Annotated in this window: 15 protein-coding genes; 14 read left to right on the top strand and 1 reads right to left on the bottom strand. The window is 39.7% G+C overall.

The features are described 5' to 3' along the window. Window positions 1-7 precede the first annotated feature (7 nt). From napG to ychF, 8 genes are read left to right on the top strand one after another with little or no spacing between them, the layout of a single operon-like run. A complete protein-coding gene (gene napG / locus JU57_RS02755) occupies window positions 8-823 on the top strand; it encodes a ferredoxin-type protein NapG (protein ID WP_037956662.1) in 816 nt (271 codons plus the stop codon). Next, window positions 820-1,653, top strand: coding sequence for a quinol dehydrogenase ferredoxin subunit NapH (gene napH / locus JU57_RS02760; protein ID WP_037956665.1), 834 nt, complete (start codon window positions 820-822; stop codon window positions 1,651-1,653). The genes napG and napH overlap by 4 nt, the downstream gene beginning before the upstream one ends. Further along, window positions 1,650-2,174, top strand: coding sequence for a nitrate reductase cytochrome c-type subunit (locus JU57_RS02765; protein WP_294875482.1), 525 nt, complete (start codon window positions 1,650-1,652; stop codon window positions 2,172-2,174). Before napH ends, JU57_RS02765 begins: the two co-directional genes overlap by 4 nt. A 2-nt stretch (window positions 2,175-2,176) precedes the next feature. Beyond that, the gene (locus JU57_RS02770; protein WP_037956668.1) at window positions 2,177-2,695 is read left to right on the top strand and encodes a ferredoxin-type protein NapF; all 519 of its coding nucleotides are present in this window, start codon (window positions 2,177-2,179) and stop codon (window positions 2,693-2,695) included. Continuing rightward, window positions 2,692-3,639 (top strand): hypothetical protein, encoded by a 948-nt coding sequence (locus JU57_RS02775; RefSeq protein WP_037956672.1) that lies wholly within the window; start codon window positions 2,692-2,694, stop codon window positions 3,637-3,639. Before JU57_RS02770 ends, JU57_RS02775 begins: the two co-directional genes overlap by 4 nt. Continuing rightward, window positions 3,636-3,989 carry a chaperone NapD gene (locus JU57_RS02780; protein ID WP_037956675.1) on the top strand — a complete coding sequence of 118 codons (354 nt, stop codon included), beginning with the start codon at window positions 3,636-3,638 and terminating at the stop codon, window positions 3,987-3,989. The genes JU57_RS02775 and JU57_RS02780 overlap by 4 nt, the downstream gene beginning before the upstream one ends. 10 nt (window positions 3,990-3,999) lie before the next feature. After that, on the top strand, window positions 4,000-4,536 hold the full coding sequence (locus JU57_RS02785; RefSeq protein ID WP_037956678.1) for a PAS domain-containing protein: 537 nt from the start codon (window positions 4,000-4,002) through the stop codon (window positions 4,534-4,536). A 57-nt stretch (window positions 4,537-4,593) separates the two neighbouring features. Further along, a complete protein-coding gene (gene ychF / locus JU57_RS02790) occupies window positions 4,594-5,694 on the top strand; it encodes a redox-regulated ATPase YchF (RefSeq protein ID WP_037956681.1) in 1,101 nt (366 codons plus the stop codon). 58 nt (window positions 5,695-5,752) lie between these two features. Here the strand turns inward: ychF and JU57_RS02795 are convergent, their stop codons facing one another. Continuing rightward, on the bottom strand, window positions 5,753-6,172 hold the full coding sequence (locus JU57_RS02795; RefSeq protein ID WP_051906519.1) for a hypothetical protein: 420 nt from the start codon (window positions 6,170-6,172) through the stop codon (window positions 5,753-5,755). Between JU57_RS02795 and JU57_RS02800 the strand changes: the two genes are divergently transcribed. From JU57_RS02800 to JU57_RS02825, 6 genes are all read left to right on the top strand, one after another. Then, window positions 6,165-6,392: a hypothetical protein gene (locus JU57_RS02800; protein ID WP_037956683.1), complete on the top strand. Its 228-nt coding sequence runs from the start codon at window positions 6,165-6,167 to the stop codon at window positions 6,390-6,392. The genes JU57_RS02795 and JU57_RS02800 overlap by 8 nt on opposite strands. Continuing rightward, window positions 6,389-7,123, top strand: a complete 735-nt coding sequence (locus tag JU57_RS02805) for a DUF4391 domain-containing protein (RefSeq protein ID WP_037956685.1) — start codon at window positions 6,389-6,391, stop codon at window positions 7,121-7,123. The genes JU57_RS02800 and JU57_RS02805 overlap by 4 nt, the downstream gene beginning before the upstream one ends. Window position 7,124: 1 nt before the next feature. Beyond that, window positions 7,125-7,511 (top strand): type II toxin-antitoxin system PemK/MazF family toxin, encoded by a 387-nt coding sequence (locus tag JU57_RS02810; RefSeq protein WP_037956688.1) that lies wholly within the window; start codon window positions 7,125-7,127, stop codon window positions 7,509-7,511. A 189-nt stretch (window positions 7,512-7,700) separates the two neighbouring features. Then, window positions 7,701-9,602 carry a site-specific DNA-methyltransferase gene (locus JU57_RS02815; RefSeq protein WP_037956689.1) on the top strand — a complete coding sequence of 634 codons (1,902 nt, stop codon included), beginning with the start codon at window positions 7,701-7,703 and terminating at the stop codon, window positions 9,600-9,602. 94 nt (window positions 9,603-9,696) lie between these two features. Further along, on the top strand, window positions 9,697-11,040 hold the full coding sequence (locus JU57_RS02820; RefSeq protein ID WP_037956691.1) for an ATP-binding protein: 1,344 nt from the start codon (window positions 9,697-9,699) through the stop codon (window positions 11,038-11,040). Next, window positions 11,037-14,000, top strand: a complete 2,964-nt coding sequence (locus JU57_RS02825; RefSeq protein ID WP_037956899.1) for a DEAD/DEAH box helicase family protein — start codon at window positions 11,037-11,039, stop codon at window positions 13,998-14,000. The genes JU57_RS02820 and JU57_RS02825 overlap by 4 nt, the downstream gene beginning before the upstream one ends. Window positions 14,001-14,023 lie beyond the last annotated feature (23 nt).

The following is a 14,023-nucleotide window of genomic DNA, read 5'->3' on the forward strand; positions in this document are numbered from 1 at the left end:
CATAACGATGAAAACAACCGACAAAATCGCAATCTCAGACCGTCGTAAATTCCTTGCTTTGATGGCTCAAGGCGGTGGACTGATGGCTCTGGGTGGCATGGTGTGGACAGGGTATTTGGAAGAGGCGAAGGGCACTCCTTTGATTTTAAGACCGCCTGGGGCAGCTCTTGAGGCAGACTTTATGCGCTTGTGTATCAAGTGTGGGCAGTGCGTTACTGCGTGTCCGTACGATACGCTCATCCTTGCCAAACCCGGAGATACAAAGCCACTGGGAACGCCTTTTTATATTCCGAGAGAGGTTCCGTGTTATATGTGCCCTGACATACCCTGTGTGCCTGTGTGCCCAAGTGGAGCATTGGAAGCAAAACGTGTTTCTAAGATCACAGAGGGTGTGAATGAACTTGACATCACTCAAGCACGTATGGGGCTTGCCGTCGTTGACGTGGAGTCGTGCATTGCATTTTGGGGGATTCAGTGTGATGCGTGTTATCGAGCGTGTCCGATTATGGACAGTGCGATTAAGTTAGAGTACAAACGCAATGAGCGAACCGGCAAACATGCCTATTTGACACCCGTGGTCAATAGCCTGACCTGTACAGGGTGTGGCTTGTGCGAGAGGGCATGTGTTACTGAAAAAGCGGCGATTCATGTGCTTCCTTTGGAAATTGCCAAAGGAAGTATCGGCTCTCACTACATTAAAGGCTGGGAGCAAGGGGATGAGAAACGCTTAGAAAAAGAGCAGGGCGATGTCACGACGCATACCAAACGGAGCGAGAAGTCTGCGACAGACTATTTAAACGCGAATGAGGAGATGTTCAAATGAGAGAATGGATACGAAGCCACCGTTTTATGATGGCACGACGTTTGACTCAGCTGGGCATTCTTGGCTTATTTGTCGCTGCCAATAGCTATGGTTTTATGCTCTTAAGTGGTACGTTGAGTGCCTCTTTGGTGTTTCATAAACTTCCCTTAGCCGATCCGTTTGCCCTGTTGCAGATGTTAACAGCTGGAGCACTTTTAGGCGTAGATGTCCTTGTGGGTGGCGCTTTAATCCTGCTATTTTACATTGTTGTCGGAGGTCGTGCCTTTTGTTCATGGGTCTGCCCGATCAACATGGTAACGGACGCAGCCAATGCAACACGCAGGGGTCTTTTACTCGATAAAACGATTGAAAAAAAACTTTGGCTCAGTCGCAGTGTTCGGTACTGGGTTTTAGCTCTGAGCCTGATACTCTCGTTTATCACAGGGGTTGCAGCATTTGAGATGGTCAGTCCTATCGGGATTTTAAGCCGAGGCATCATCTTTGGTATGGGGCTTAGTATGGCGCCCATACTGTGCATCTATCTGTTCGACCTGTTTGCGGTGAAAAATGGCTGGTGTGGACACATCTGTCCTTTGGGTGGATTTTACGCTCTGGTGGGGAGGCTTAGTTTGATTCGTGTAAAGCACGATCATACGAAGTGTACCTTGTGCATGAAATGTAAAGAGATTTGCCCTGAAAAACAGGTGCTTGGCATCATTTCGAAGCAAAGTGGCGCGATCACATCAGGTGAGTGTACCAACTGTGGTAGATGCGTTGAGGTGTGTGAGAGTGATGCACTCTCTTTTGGCGTGAGGAATTACATTAACACAAATGTAGGAGAAAAAGAATGATCAATACAAAAACATTAATAATGGGTTCTTTGTTAGGTATGATGATAGCAACGGGATGTGCTGTGTCTCAGTCGTACAACGAAGAGGAATTAGGGCTTAGAAAGGTGGATCTCTACAGCGAAAAGAGCGTTGTAAGTGAGCCAACATCGTACTCGACGGTGAGTGCAGGTGAATCTAAAGTGATTCAACGTTCGTTTGAAAACGCGCCTCCTATGATTCCGCATGATGTTGAGGGTATGATGGAGATCAGCAAAGAGAGCAATGCGTGTACAGGATGCCATATGCCAGAAGTGGCAGAGGCAGTGAAAGCGACGCCGATTCCAAAGTCGCACTTTTTTGATATGCGAACGCAAAAGGTGCTCACGGAGATGAGTCAAGCTCGTTACAACTGTACCGCATGCCATGCGCCACAATCGGCAAACGAGCCTTTGGTTAAAAATGAATTTAAACCAGAGTATCGTAAAGCAAATGGTGCACAACGTTCAAACCTTCTTGATACACTCAATGACGGCGTGAAATAAGCATGCAAAATAGCAGCAGAAGAGGGGTTTTTACCTCTCTTTTTGGTAGGAAAAGCGCACAAAAAATTCAAAAAGAGCCCAGTGTGGTGCGCCCACCGTATCATCAAGAGGGGTATGATTTTTTAGATCATTGCGTTACATGTAACGAGTCACCGTGCATGAACGCCTGTGAAGAAAAGATCATCTTCCTAGGTGCCGACCATACGCCTTGCTTAGACTTTACCAAAGGTGGATGTACCTTTTGTGAAGCGTGCGCAAGTGCGTGTCCGAGTGATGTTTTGAGTCTTACATGTAAAGATCAAAAAGCTTTACATGTAAAAGCGCAAATCGACATCTTGAGCTGTATGGCATGGCATCAAAGTTTGTGCAACAGCTGTTTGGATGCGTGTGAGCCTAGGGCTATTTTATTTTTAGGATTGTTTCGCCCACATGTCGAGATGGATGTCTGCACTGGCTGTGGCATGTGTGTAAGCATCTGCCCAAGCAGTGCGATTCTCATCAAAGAGGAGGTAAAGGTATGAGGTATTTTTTGATCATGAGCCTGTGTGTGAGCGTACTTTTCAGTGCCGAACTGAGCCCTCGAAGCATTATTCAAGCACGTGGAAATGTACAACACATAGCGCTTTCCGAGGGTAAAATCATCGCAGGAACGAGTGTGGGTACGGTTGAGATTTTTAAGATGGAGGATGCTTCAAAACTTGCTCAGATTGTTCTCCCCACGATTAAAGACTTTACCGGCGATGAGGTCGCTCCCAAAGTTTTTTCGGTCGATATGTTAGGTAACACGCTTTTAGCAGTCGTTCAAGCCAGCAGTGGAGCACGTGAGCTTTACCTTATAGAGGAGGGCAAACCCAAAGTGCTCATCGATGCGCATGCCAATCTTTTCATCTCCAAAGCGAAATTTGTCGATAAAAACCGCATTTTAGTCGCTCTTTTGAGCAATGAATTTTTACTCTGGGACATTGGCGCACACAAAGAGATCTACCGCGTTCAGCCTTCCTCTTCGCACTTTAGCGATTTTGCGTTGAATGAAACCAAAACCATGGTGGCAAGTTCGTGCGAATCGGGTGAGATAACCGTCTTTGATGCGCTCAGTGGTAACATCATCAAAGTGCTCAAAGGTGGCAATGTGGACAATGTCTACAACGTTGACTTTAAAAAAGAGAAAATTCTCTGTGCAGGGCAAGATCGACGTGGCATTATTTACGATCTTAAAAGTAGGGCGTATGATCGCTTTGATGGCTCGTTTCTGATCTATGCAGGCGCTCTGAGTCCTAGCCTAAAATTTGGCGCGTTTGCCTTGAATGAACAAAACGATATTGTCCTGTTTGACCTTGCCACGAAAACCAAAGTCCATACGCTCAAAGGGCAGAAAAGTACGCTCAATACCATCGTTTTTGCTACGGATAAAGAGCTGGTCAGTAGCAGCGACGATCAATTTATTATGATTTGGAGACTCCCATGAATATTTCAAGTATTGTGATACAAACCAAGCCTTTACATGTAAAAGAGATCATCGCGATTTGCGAGGCGAGCGATTTTTGTGATTACCATTTTTGCGATGAGCAAACGGGCAAAATTGTCGTGACGATTGAGGGTGAAAACCTTGATGAAGAGATGGCAAAAATGAAGCAAATCGAGAAGATTCCGCATGTCATCTGCGCCGATATGATGATGGCATACAGCGAAGATGAACTCGACGAACAACGCGAAATGCTAGCGCACGCGCCCAGTGTTCCAGAGATACTCAATGATGAAACGATTGCGCTTAAAGACATCGTCTATAAGGGTGATTTGAAAAAGAAAATAGACTAAAGGAGCTGCCATGCAAACGACCTATCAGATGTTTGTTGAAACGTGTGTGCCCAGTGATGAACTCATCGTTTCGCGTACGGATTTACAGGGGAACATAACCTACGCCAATGAGACATTTGCGCAGATTTCAGGCTATGAAGTGGATGAACTCATCGGAAAACCGCATAACATCGTGCGCCATCCCGATATGCCTCGTTCGATCTTTCAAACCCTTTGGCAGAGTTTGAGCTATGGTCAAATGTGGAGAGGTTATGTCAAAAACTTACGTAAAGATGGCGGTTATTATTGGGTCTATGCCGAAGTCTCAGGCGTCTACAAAGAGGGCGTGTTAGTGGAGTACAAATCCCTTCGTGCTCCGATTGATGACGCGACAAAAGTCATCATGCAAAAAGCATACGATGAGCGCAAAACACAGGAAGAGAAGATCAGCAGAGCGGTTATCTATTTGCAAAGCGATTTGGTTGAAAAACTCGAAAAATTGGCACAGGAACAGAAACGTTCCGCCGATGAGATCGCGAATGAGATATTAAGCGACACACTCTTTTAGAGGAGCCTTAAGCGCATACGCGGTACAATACCTTTAAAAAATATAAAGGCAATATCCATGGGTTTAGGTGTCGGTATCGTAGGACTCCCCAATGTCGGAAAATCAACCACGTTTAATGCGCTCACCAAAGCGCAAAATGCAGAATCTGCAAACTATCCTTTTTGTACAATAGAACCCAATAAGGCTGTTGTTCCAGTACCTGATCCAAGACTCGAAGAGCTTGCAAAGATCGTCAATCCTGAGCGCATTCAGCACTCAACGGTCGATTTTGTCGACATCGCGGGTTTGGTTAAAGGTGCAAGTGCAGGCGAGGGGCTTGGCAATCAATTTTTGTCCAACATTCGCGAAGTCGAAGTCATTTTACACATGGTACGTTGTTTTGAAGATGAGAACATCACGCACGTTGAAAACAGCATCAACCCGCTTCGTGACATCGAGATTATCGAGAGCGAGCTTATTTTTGCGGACGTTCAACAACTCGATAAAAAGCTAGACCGTCTCAAACGTCAAGCCAAACTTGAAAAGGGCGCACAAGCGATGGCAGAAGTTGCTACGGAGCTTCGTGCACACCTTGATGACATCAAACCGGTGAGTACCTTTCCTCGCAAAGACGATGAAAACTTCCAAGCGCTTGATAAAGAGCTACGTTTTCTCTCTAACAAAACGATCATTTACGGCGCAAACGTTGATGAAGCAGGGCTGTTAGAAGAGAACGAACACGTCAAAGCGGTGAAAGCACACGCCAAAGAGGTCGGTGCGGACGTGGTTGTGTTGTGTGCGAAAGTCGAAGAAGAGATGATCGCCCTTGAAGAGGAAGAAGCCGAAGAGTTCTTAAAAGAGCTTGGCATCGAAGAATCAGGTCTGAAGCAGATCATTCGTCTAGCATTTGACAAATTAGGTCTTGCATCGTACTTCACCGCAGGCGTTAAAGAGGTTCGCGCGTGGACGATTGAAAAAGGCTGGAAAGCCCCAAAAGCGGCGGCGGTGATTCACAACGATTTTGAAAAAGGATTTATCCGCGCAGAAGTCATTGGTTACAACGATTTTATCGCCTACAAAGGCGAAGCTGGCTCAAAAGAGGCAGGCAAAATGCGACTAGAAGGCAAAGAGTACATCGTTCAAGATGGCGATGTGATGCACTTTAGATTTAACGTTTAACTTTCAACCACGTTTACATGTAAGCTTACATGTAAACGTGGTTTACTTCACTATATTTTCAATTTTGCTTCATCTGCAAAAGAAGCAGCCGTGTGTTTCGTGAGCTAAAATAAAGCGTCAAAGCAAACAAAAGCACAGCGATGGAAAACATCGTAACGGTTGCCATATCCCACTCGCCATTGCCATTTTGGGCTCGCGAAAGTTTTCCACCCGTGGTTGCTTTCGTTTGTACATCTGCAGGAAATCCTCCCAAAGGCGCGATGCCTTCTTTAACCACACTGTGCCCAGGACCGCCATCGAGTACGACTTGGTAGGGCTCTTTGGGAATGGCGATGACGAGTTCACTCGATTCTGGCAAGCGTTGTTGAAACAATACATTTCCACTGAGGAGTGACTCCACCTTAATGAGTGCGCCCGAAGCGAGCTCTCCTGTACTAAACTCGCCACGAACGGTGATGGTGTCATCATCGTTGTTCATAAGTCAAGAAGCTATCGCACTTTTTGAAGCTAAAACGAAACATTACAACGATATGAGTTTTTATGTATCGCAATTAGAAAGTGCCATTGAAAGCATCGTCGGTAAAAAAGAAGAAGTGGGCTTAGACTCTTTATTTGTGCGTGGTGGCACAAACATCACCGCACACAGTTTTGCAGCCAAAGAGGAGTTTGAACTTATCTCTTACTTGGTGATTGAATGAGCAAAAGTGTTTTAGAGTATTTTGCTTTACCTAAGAGCTGTTATATCGATAAAAAGCTTTACAAAAAGCAATTCATCGAAAACTTCTCTTTAAACATTCATGAGCGAAAGGTACTAAGTGAGTATGTGCAAAGCATCACCTTAGACTGCCTTCTCAATCAAAATACTATCAACATTCCACCCTTTTCAAACGAAGAAATAGACTATACCGAAGTAGCTTTTGTAAGTGTCGAAATCACCTCGCAAGACAAGCTCAAAACTCTCTCCAAAATCATCCAATACATTCCATACCCACTGATCGTTATCTTTACATGTAAAGAGTCTTGCTGCCTAAGCCTTTCCAACAAGCGCATCAACAAATCAGATAGCACAAAACTCTTTGTGGAAGAGGAATATTTTACCCCTTGGCTCAATCTTGAAAGTCTTTCATCCATTGAAAAAGAGTTTTTAGAAAGCTTACATGTAAAAGAACACCCTTTTACAGATTTGTATGCGTTTTATAAGAGCTATTTAGATAAACTTTTAGCGCTCAATGCCTCAAAATTTAGCGGTAATTTACATGTAAAAGAGACAACCGAAGCATCACTCAAAGAGATACAAGCCTTACATGTAAAGATAAATGAACTCAAAAGCAAACTCAAAAAAGAGACCGCTTTCAATGCCAAAGTAGCGTTAAACATTGAGATAAAAAAAATGAACGACAAAATAGAAAAATTAAAAGAGAGTTTATAAGATGAAAAGATTTGATGAGTGGAATGACCTTAAAAAAGACCTTGATGAGAAAGAAGAGTTTGTCATTCCCAAAGAAAGAGAAGTGTACTGGGCAAGTATAGGTGAAAATATTGGCTATGAGCAAAATGGCAAAGGTGGGTCATTTTCCAGACCCGTACTCATCGTTAAAAAATATTCAAAAAATATGTTTTTTGGAGTGCCCCTATCTACACAAATCAAAGAGGGAAGTTTCTTTTATAATTTTACTTTTTTAGATGAAACAAGCAACGCCTTGATTGTTCAAAGTAGGTTATTTGACGCAAAGAGACTTGAAAATAGGTTAGGAATGATAAGTGAAGAAGATTTTGAAAATATCAAGGGAAAGATAAAAGTTTTATTAGGAATGTAGATTTTCTCCCCTTAGAGTTACTAAGGGGCGTCCCGAAGGAAATTATGTTGACATTATAACAAAAAAAATTGAAAAAGATATAAAAGATAAAATAACACAAAGTAACTCCCACCAAAAGATGGGAGAGCCCCTAAGGGATAGAAAGCGTATTGTATCAAAAAGAAAGACAAATAAAAAAGGACACGACCTATGCAACAACTAAATGGCACATCAAAAGACATTCTCGCTGAAAACATAGAAAAACTAAAAGAGCTATTCCCAGAAGTTTTCAGTGAAGGCAAGATAGATTTTAAAAAGCTTGAAGAGGAACTTGGAACCTTTACATGTAATGATGCTGAGCGCTACAACTTCACATGGGCGGGTAAAAGTGAAGCTAAAAAGATAGCCCAAACACCAAGCACGGGAACACTAAGACCATGTCGTGAAGAGAGCAAAAAATGGGATACCACGCAAAATCTCTACATCGAGGGCGACAATCTTGAAGTCTTAAAGCTTCTTCAAAAGTCCTACTACAAACAAGTCAAGATGATCTACATCGACCCACCATACAACACAGGCAAAGACTTTGTCTATAAAGATAACTTTCACGACAATATCAAAAACTACCTCGAAATCACAGGGCAAGTCGATAGCGAAGGCAACAAACTCTCGACCAATAGCGACACAAATGGACGCTACCACAGTGACTGGCTCTCTATGATGTATCCACGCCTTAAACTCGCTCGCAATCTTTTGAAAGACGATGGCGTTATTTTTATCTCAATTGATGATAATGAAGTGGCAAATTTGAGAAAAGTGTGTGATGAAATTTTTGGAGAAGACAACTTTGTAGCTGAAATTTCTGTAGCGTCAAACTCTTCAAAAAATAACGCTAAACTTTTTTCCATATCCCATGAGTATATGTTATGTTATGCAAAAAGTAAAATATGCATAAACGAAGAATGGAAAGTGAAGAAAAATAATGTCGATGAATATTATAGTAGAGCTATGCAATTGGTTAAAAGAGGTCTTACAGAAGAAGAAATTCATAATGAATTATTAGAATTGGTTAAATATCCAAGATTTTACGATTTAGATCACTATACTTTTGCTGATGAGAATGGTATTTATCAAACAGATAATCCAGGAGGCGTTTCAAATGGCAATATGATAACTGAAATATATCATCCCGTAACAAATAAAAAATGCACGAAACCAAATGGAGGATGGCGTTATAAAGACGAAGAAATTCAAAGAATGCTAAATGAAGGTCTGTTTTCCTTTGGAGAAGATGAAACAGGAATACCACGACCAAAGAGATATTTAAAAGATTATATGTCTCAACTTCCAAAATCGACAATGTTTTTTGACTCACAATCTTCAACAAAATGGTTAAAATCAAATAAAATACCATTTGATTTTGCAAAGTCTATTGAGTTAATTAAGCATATATTGTCAATTTTTCCCAATGATGTTGTTCTTGACTTTTTTAGTGGCTCTGCAACAACAGCTCATGCAGTGATGCAACTTAATTCAGAAGATGAAGGCAATCGCAAATTTATCATGGTGCAATTACCCGAAACGACAGACAATAAAGAATATTCAACAATTTGCGAAATAGGTAAAGAACGCATACGAAGAGCGGGAGAAAAAATCATCGCTGAAAATTGCAATAAAGATTTGTCAAACCTCGATATAGGCTTTAAAGTCCTTAAACTCGATAGCTCAAATATCAAAGCATGGGATAGCAACTTTAAAAATGTCGAAGGAAGCCTTCTTGATGCAGTCGAAAACATCAAAAGCGATAGAAGCAGTGAAGATTTACTCTACGAAATCCTTTTAAAATACGGACTTGACCTAACACTCCCTATCGAAGAAAAAGAAATGAATGACAAAAAAGTATTTATCATAGGCTATGGTGCCTTGGTTGCTTGCTTAGACAATGACATCACCATCCCAACCGTCGAAGCCATAGCCAAACTAAAAGAACACTACCAAAGCGAAATTATGCGAGTAGTCTTCAAAGATGCAAGCTTCAAAGATGCGGTGGTTAAAACCAACGCTTATCAAATTTTGAAACAATTCGGCATTGACGAAGTTGTGAGTGTGTGATGGGTATGAAACTTTGGTGAGTTAGTTTTTTTCAAAGTTGCATTGATGGCAAAACAGAAAAGATACAAGAAAATAATAATGAAGAGAATAAAAAATGAATTTACACATTAACGAATCCCAAAACATAGAATTTAAACAATCTTGGAGAGATGAATATATCAAATGGATCAGTGCATTTGGTAATAGCGATGGTGGAAAACTTTATATTGGGGTCAATGATGAGGGTGAAATTATTGGTATAGAAAATGCAAAAAAACTTCTCGAAGATATACCAAATAAGATAAAAGATATTTTGGGCATCATGGCAGATGTCAACTTACATGTAAAAGAAGACAAAGAGTATCTTGAAATCATCACAGATAAATATCCATACCCTATAAGCTATAAAGGCTCATACTACTACAGAAGTGGAAGTAGCACGCAAGAGCTAAAAGGTGCCGCACTTGATAAATTTTTGCTCTCTCGTCAAGGCAAAAAGTGGGATGGCGTACCCGTGCCTTATTTTGGTTATGATGATTTAGATCCATTTGCATTTAAACTTTTTCGCCAAAAAGCAGAGAAAAAGAAGCGAATCGATGCTGAACTTTTAAACGTGAGCGATGAAGTGCTTGTCGATAAACTACATCTCAAAGAAGGTGATTATCTGAAGCGTGCCACAACACTTCTTTTTGCTAAAGTTCCTCAAAAATATGTCACTGGAAGCATCATAAAGATAGGCTATTTTAAGTCAGACAGCGATTTGGTCTATCAAGATGTAATCGAAGGCAATCTGTTTGAGCAAGTCGATAAAACTATGGAGCTTATCTTTACAAAATACCTGAAAGCACTCATAACTTATGAAGGTGTTCAAAGAGTTGAGAGTTTCCCAGTATCTGAACAGGCTTTTAGAGAAGCGCTTATTAATGCAGTGGTACATAAAGATTACGGCTCGGGGCATACCATACAGATAAGTGTTTATGATGATAAATTACTAATCTGGAATGCTGGAGATTTACCACCACACTGGACTGTAGAGACACTTTTGCAAAAGCATTCTTCTGAGCCACATAATCCTGCTATTGCGTATCCTTTTTTCTTAGCTGGTTATATCGAATCATGGGGAAGAGGCATAGAGAAAATTATCGATGAATCTAAAAAATTCAATGGCATTACTCCACAGTTTAAGTGGCAAAATGGCTTATGGGTTGAGTTTTATTTTAATAAAGCGAAAAGATCATCTGATGGGTTGGGTGATGGGTTGGGTGATGGGTTGGGTGATACACAACAAAATATAATACTTCTCATACAAAATAATCCAAGAATTTCCACAACAGCCCTTGCCTCTAAACTTAATATCAGTACAACTGCTATTGAAAAACATATTAAAACATTAAAAGCACAAAACGTAATCCAAAGAGTAGGAAGTGCTAAAGGTGGACATTGGGAGATGATAAAATGAAAATACAATTTGAAAGTAATTTAGAATACCAAGACCAAGCCATAAGTGCTATTGTCGATATTTTTGAGGGGCAAGAGGTGTGTCAAAGCAATTTTTCTGTTTCAAAAATGACCGATAATATTTTACACAGCATTCACAATGAACTAGGAATTGGTAATAGACTTGAACTCCTTGATGAAGAACTTTTGGAAAACATCCAAAAAATTCAACTACGCAATGGGCTTGGGGCTTCTAAAAAACTTGAAAGTATGGACTTTTCAGTGGAGATGGAGACAGGAACGGGTAAAACCTATGTTTATCTCAAAACCATTTTTGAACTCAATCGCAAGTATGGTTTTACTAAATTTATCATCGTTGTGCCTTCTATCGCCATCAAAGAAGGTACAAAAAAGACCCTTGATATTACCAATGAGCATTTTAAAGCCATCTTTGATAATGTCAATTATGACTATTTTATCTATGATAGCTCCAATTTAGAGCAAGTAAGAGACTTTGCTACCAGTAACGATATACGCATTATGGTCATCAACATTGATGCGTTCAGAAAAAGTTTCACCGATCCAAGCAAGGACACCAAAGCCAATATTATTCATAGAAATAACGATAGACTAAGTGGCTTAAAGCCCATAGAATTTATCTCTTCGACCAATCCTATCGTTATCATTGATGAGCCTCAAAGTGTTGATAACACACCCAAAGCTCAAGAAGCGATTAAAACCCTTAATCCTTTGTGTAGGTTACGATACAGCGCAACACATATCAACGCTTACAATTTGATGTACAAGCTTGATAGCATTGATGCGTATGATAAAAAATTGGTCAAACAAATCGAAGTTGCTAATGTCAGGCTAAGTGAATCAGCCAATAATGCTTATGTCAAACTTTTGAGTGTTAAAGCAAGCCCAAGAAGTGCGCAAATTGAGATTGATGTCAATCAAAGTGGAAAAACTGTTCGTAAAGTTGTTACTGTAAAAAATGGTCAAGACTTGTATGAACTTTCTAATGGAAGAGGACTTTATAATAATTTTACGGTAAATGACATTTACATCGAAAAAGGTAAGGAATCTATAAAATTTTTGAATGGAGCGATTGTTCATATGGGTGAATCCCTTGGTGAACTTGATGGCGATAGCATTAAGCGACTTCAAATACAAAAAACCATTAAAGAGCATTTTGAAAAAGAAAAATTTCTCAACCCTCAAGGCATCAAAGTTCTTTCACTCTTTTTTATTGATAGAGTGGCAAATTACCGTGAATATGACAGCGAAGGCAATCCTCAAAAAGGTAAATATGCCCAATGGTTTGAAGAAGAATATAAGCAGATTATAAAACAAAAAGATTATGCAGACGTGTTTAATAGTATTAAGGATTTAGATACAGAAGTAGAAAAAATCCACAATGGTTATTTTTCAAAAGATAAAAAAGGTATTTTAAAAGAGAGTACTGGCAATAATGCCGATGATGAAGATACTTTCAATCTTATTATGAAAGATAAAGAGAAGTTACTCTCTTTTGAAAGTTCACTTCGTTTTATCTTTTCACATAGTGCGCTCAAAGAGGGATGGGATAACCCAAATGTCTTTCAAATCTGTACACTTAATGAAACCAATTCAGCAATGAAAAAACGACAAGAAATAGGACGAGGGCTGAGGATTTGTGTTAATCAAGAGGGTGAACGTGTCTATGGATTTGAGAATAATACACTTACGGTTATGGCAAATGAAAGTTATGAAGAGTTTGCTAAAAGCCTACAATCAGAGATTGAAAGCGAAGAGGGCATCAAATTTGGTGTCATTCAAGAACATTTCTTTGCCAACTTATCTACCAAAAATGATGTCGGAGAAATTCACTATTTAGGCTTTGAAAAAAGTGAAGCATTGCTTCACTTTTTGCTTGATAAAGGCTATATTAATACCCAAGGTAAAATCCAAGATACACTCAAAATTGCATTAAAAGAGAATACTTTCAAAGTACCAGAAGAATTTGCTTCTATACAAGAAAATATCATCCAATCCATCAAAAAAGTGGCTGGTGGTCTTAATATCAAAGATGCTTCTGATAAAAAATTGGTCACGCTTCATAAACAAATTTTATTGGGTGAAGATTTTCAAGCACTTTGGAATGAAATCAAATACAAAACGACCTATCGAGTTGATTTTGATGTGGAAGCATTAGTCGATACATGTGCGAAAAAGATAGCTAATGAGCTCACGTGTGGTAAAATCAAATATATCTATTCAAAAGCCAAAAATAAAATCACGCGTGTGGGTATTGAAGTTGATGAAAATAGTATTAGCATAACTCCCCATGATGTAAAAGTCATTCAATATCAATTGCCAGATATTGTCACCTATCTTCAGAATGAAACCAAACTCACACGTAAAAATATTGTCGATATTCTTATTCAAAGTGAAAAGATAGAGAGTTTCAAAAACAACCCACAAAAGTTCATTGATGGGGTTATCGCGATTATTCGCAAAACTATGAGCATTTTTATCGTAGATGGTATCAAATACCATAAAATTGGTGATGCCTTCTACTATGCACAAGAGTGCTTTGAAGATAAAGAGCTTTATGGCTATTTATCTTCTAACATGTATAAAAATAGAGAAAATAAATCCATTTATGACTACACAGTTTATGATTCTGACATTGAAAAAAGTTTTGCCAAATCTTTCAATGAAAATGAAAATGTCAAACTCTTTACAAAACTGCCCTCATGGTTTAAAATCAATACCCCTCTTGGAGGCTACAACCCAGATTGGGCGGTGCTTATAGAAAAAGACAATGAAGAAAAACTTTACTTTGTAGTGGAGAGTAAAGGAAGCTTATTTAGCGATGATTTGAGAGATACAGAAGAAGCAAAAATCCATTGCGCTAAAAAGCATTTTAATGAAATATCGTCGAAGGCAACACTGGTTGTATCCAATACATTTCAAAATTTTTCTGAGAATTTTTAGTTAACAAAAAAATATTAAAACCT

The organism is Sulfurospirillum sp. SCADC, assembly GCF_000743525.1.
Classification (GTDB): Bacteria; Campylobacterota; Campylobacteria; order Campylobacterales; family Sulfurospirillaceae; genus Sulfurospirillum.

Excerpts from the sequence above, each read along its gene's own strand:
- napG (WP_037956662.1), top strand. The coding sequence starts at position 8 with ATGAAAACAACCGACAAAATCGCAATCTCAGACCGTCGTAAATTCCTT.
- napH (WP_037956665.1), top strand. The coding sequence starts at position 820 with ATGAGAGAATGGATACGAAGCCACCGTTTTATGATGGCACGACGTTTG.
- JU57_RS02765 (WP_294875482.1), top strand. The coding sequence starts at position 1,650 with ATGATCAATACAAAAACATTAATAATGGGTTCTTTGTTAGGTATGATG.
- JU57_RS02770 (WP_037956668.1), top strand. The coding sequence starts at position 2,177 with ATGCAAAATAGCAGCAGAAGAGGGGTTTTTACCTCTCTTTTTGGTAGG.
- JU57_RS02775 (WP_037956672.1), top strand. The coding sequence starts at position 2,692 with ATGAGGTATTTTTTGATCATGAGCCTGTGTGTGAGCGTACTTTTCAGT.
- JU57_RS02780 (WP_037956675.1), top strand. The coding sequence starts at position 3,636 with ATGAATATTTCAAGTATTGTGATACAAACCAAGCCTTTACATGTAAAA.
- JU57_RS02785 (WP_037956678.1), top strand. The coding sequence starts at position 4,000 with ATGCAAACGACCTATCAGATGTTTGTTGAAACGTGTGTGCCCAGTGAT.
- ychF (WP_037956681.1), top strand. The coding sequence starts at position 4,594 with ATGGGTTTAGGTGTCGGTATCGTAGGACTCCCCAATGTCGGAAAATCA.
- JU57_RS02795 (WP_051906519.1), bottom strand. The coding sequence starts at position 6,172 with ATGAACAACGATGATGACACCATCACCGTTCGTGGCGAGTTTAGTACA.
- JU57_RS02805 (WP_037956685.1), top strand. The coding sequence starts at position 6,389 with ATGAGCAAAAGTGTTTTAGAGTATTTTGCTTTACCTAAGAGCTGTTAT.
- JU57_RS02810 (WP_037956688.1), top strand. The coding sequence starts at position 7,125 with ATGAAAAGATTTGATGAGTGGAATGACCTTAAAAAAGACCTTGATGAG.
- JU57_RS02815 (WP_037956689.1), top strand. The coding sequence starts at position 7,701 with ATGCAACAACTAAATGGCACATCAAAAGACATTCTCGCTGAAAACATA.
- JU57_RS02820 (WP_037956691.1), top strand. The coding sequence starts at position 9,697 with ATGAATTTACACATTAACGAATCCCAAAACATAGAATTTAAACAATCT.
- JU57_RS02825 (WP_037956899.1), top strand. The coding sequence starts at position 11,037 with ATGAAAATACAATTTGAAAGTAATTTAGAATACCAAGACCAAGCCATA.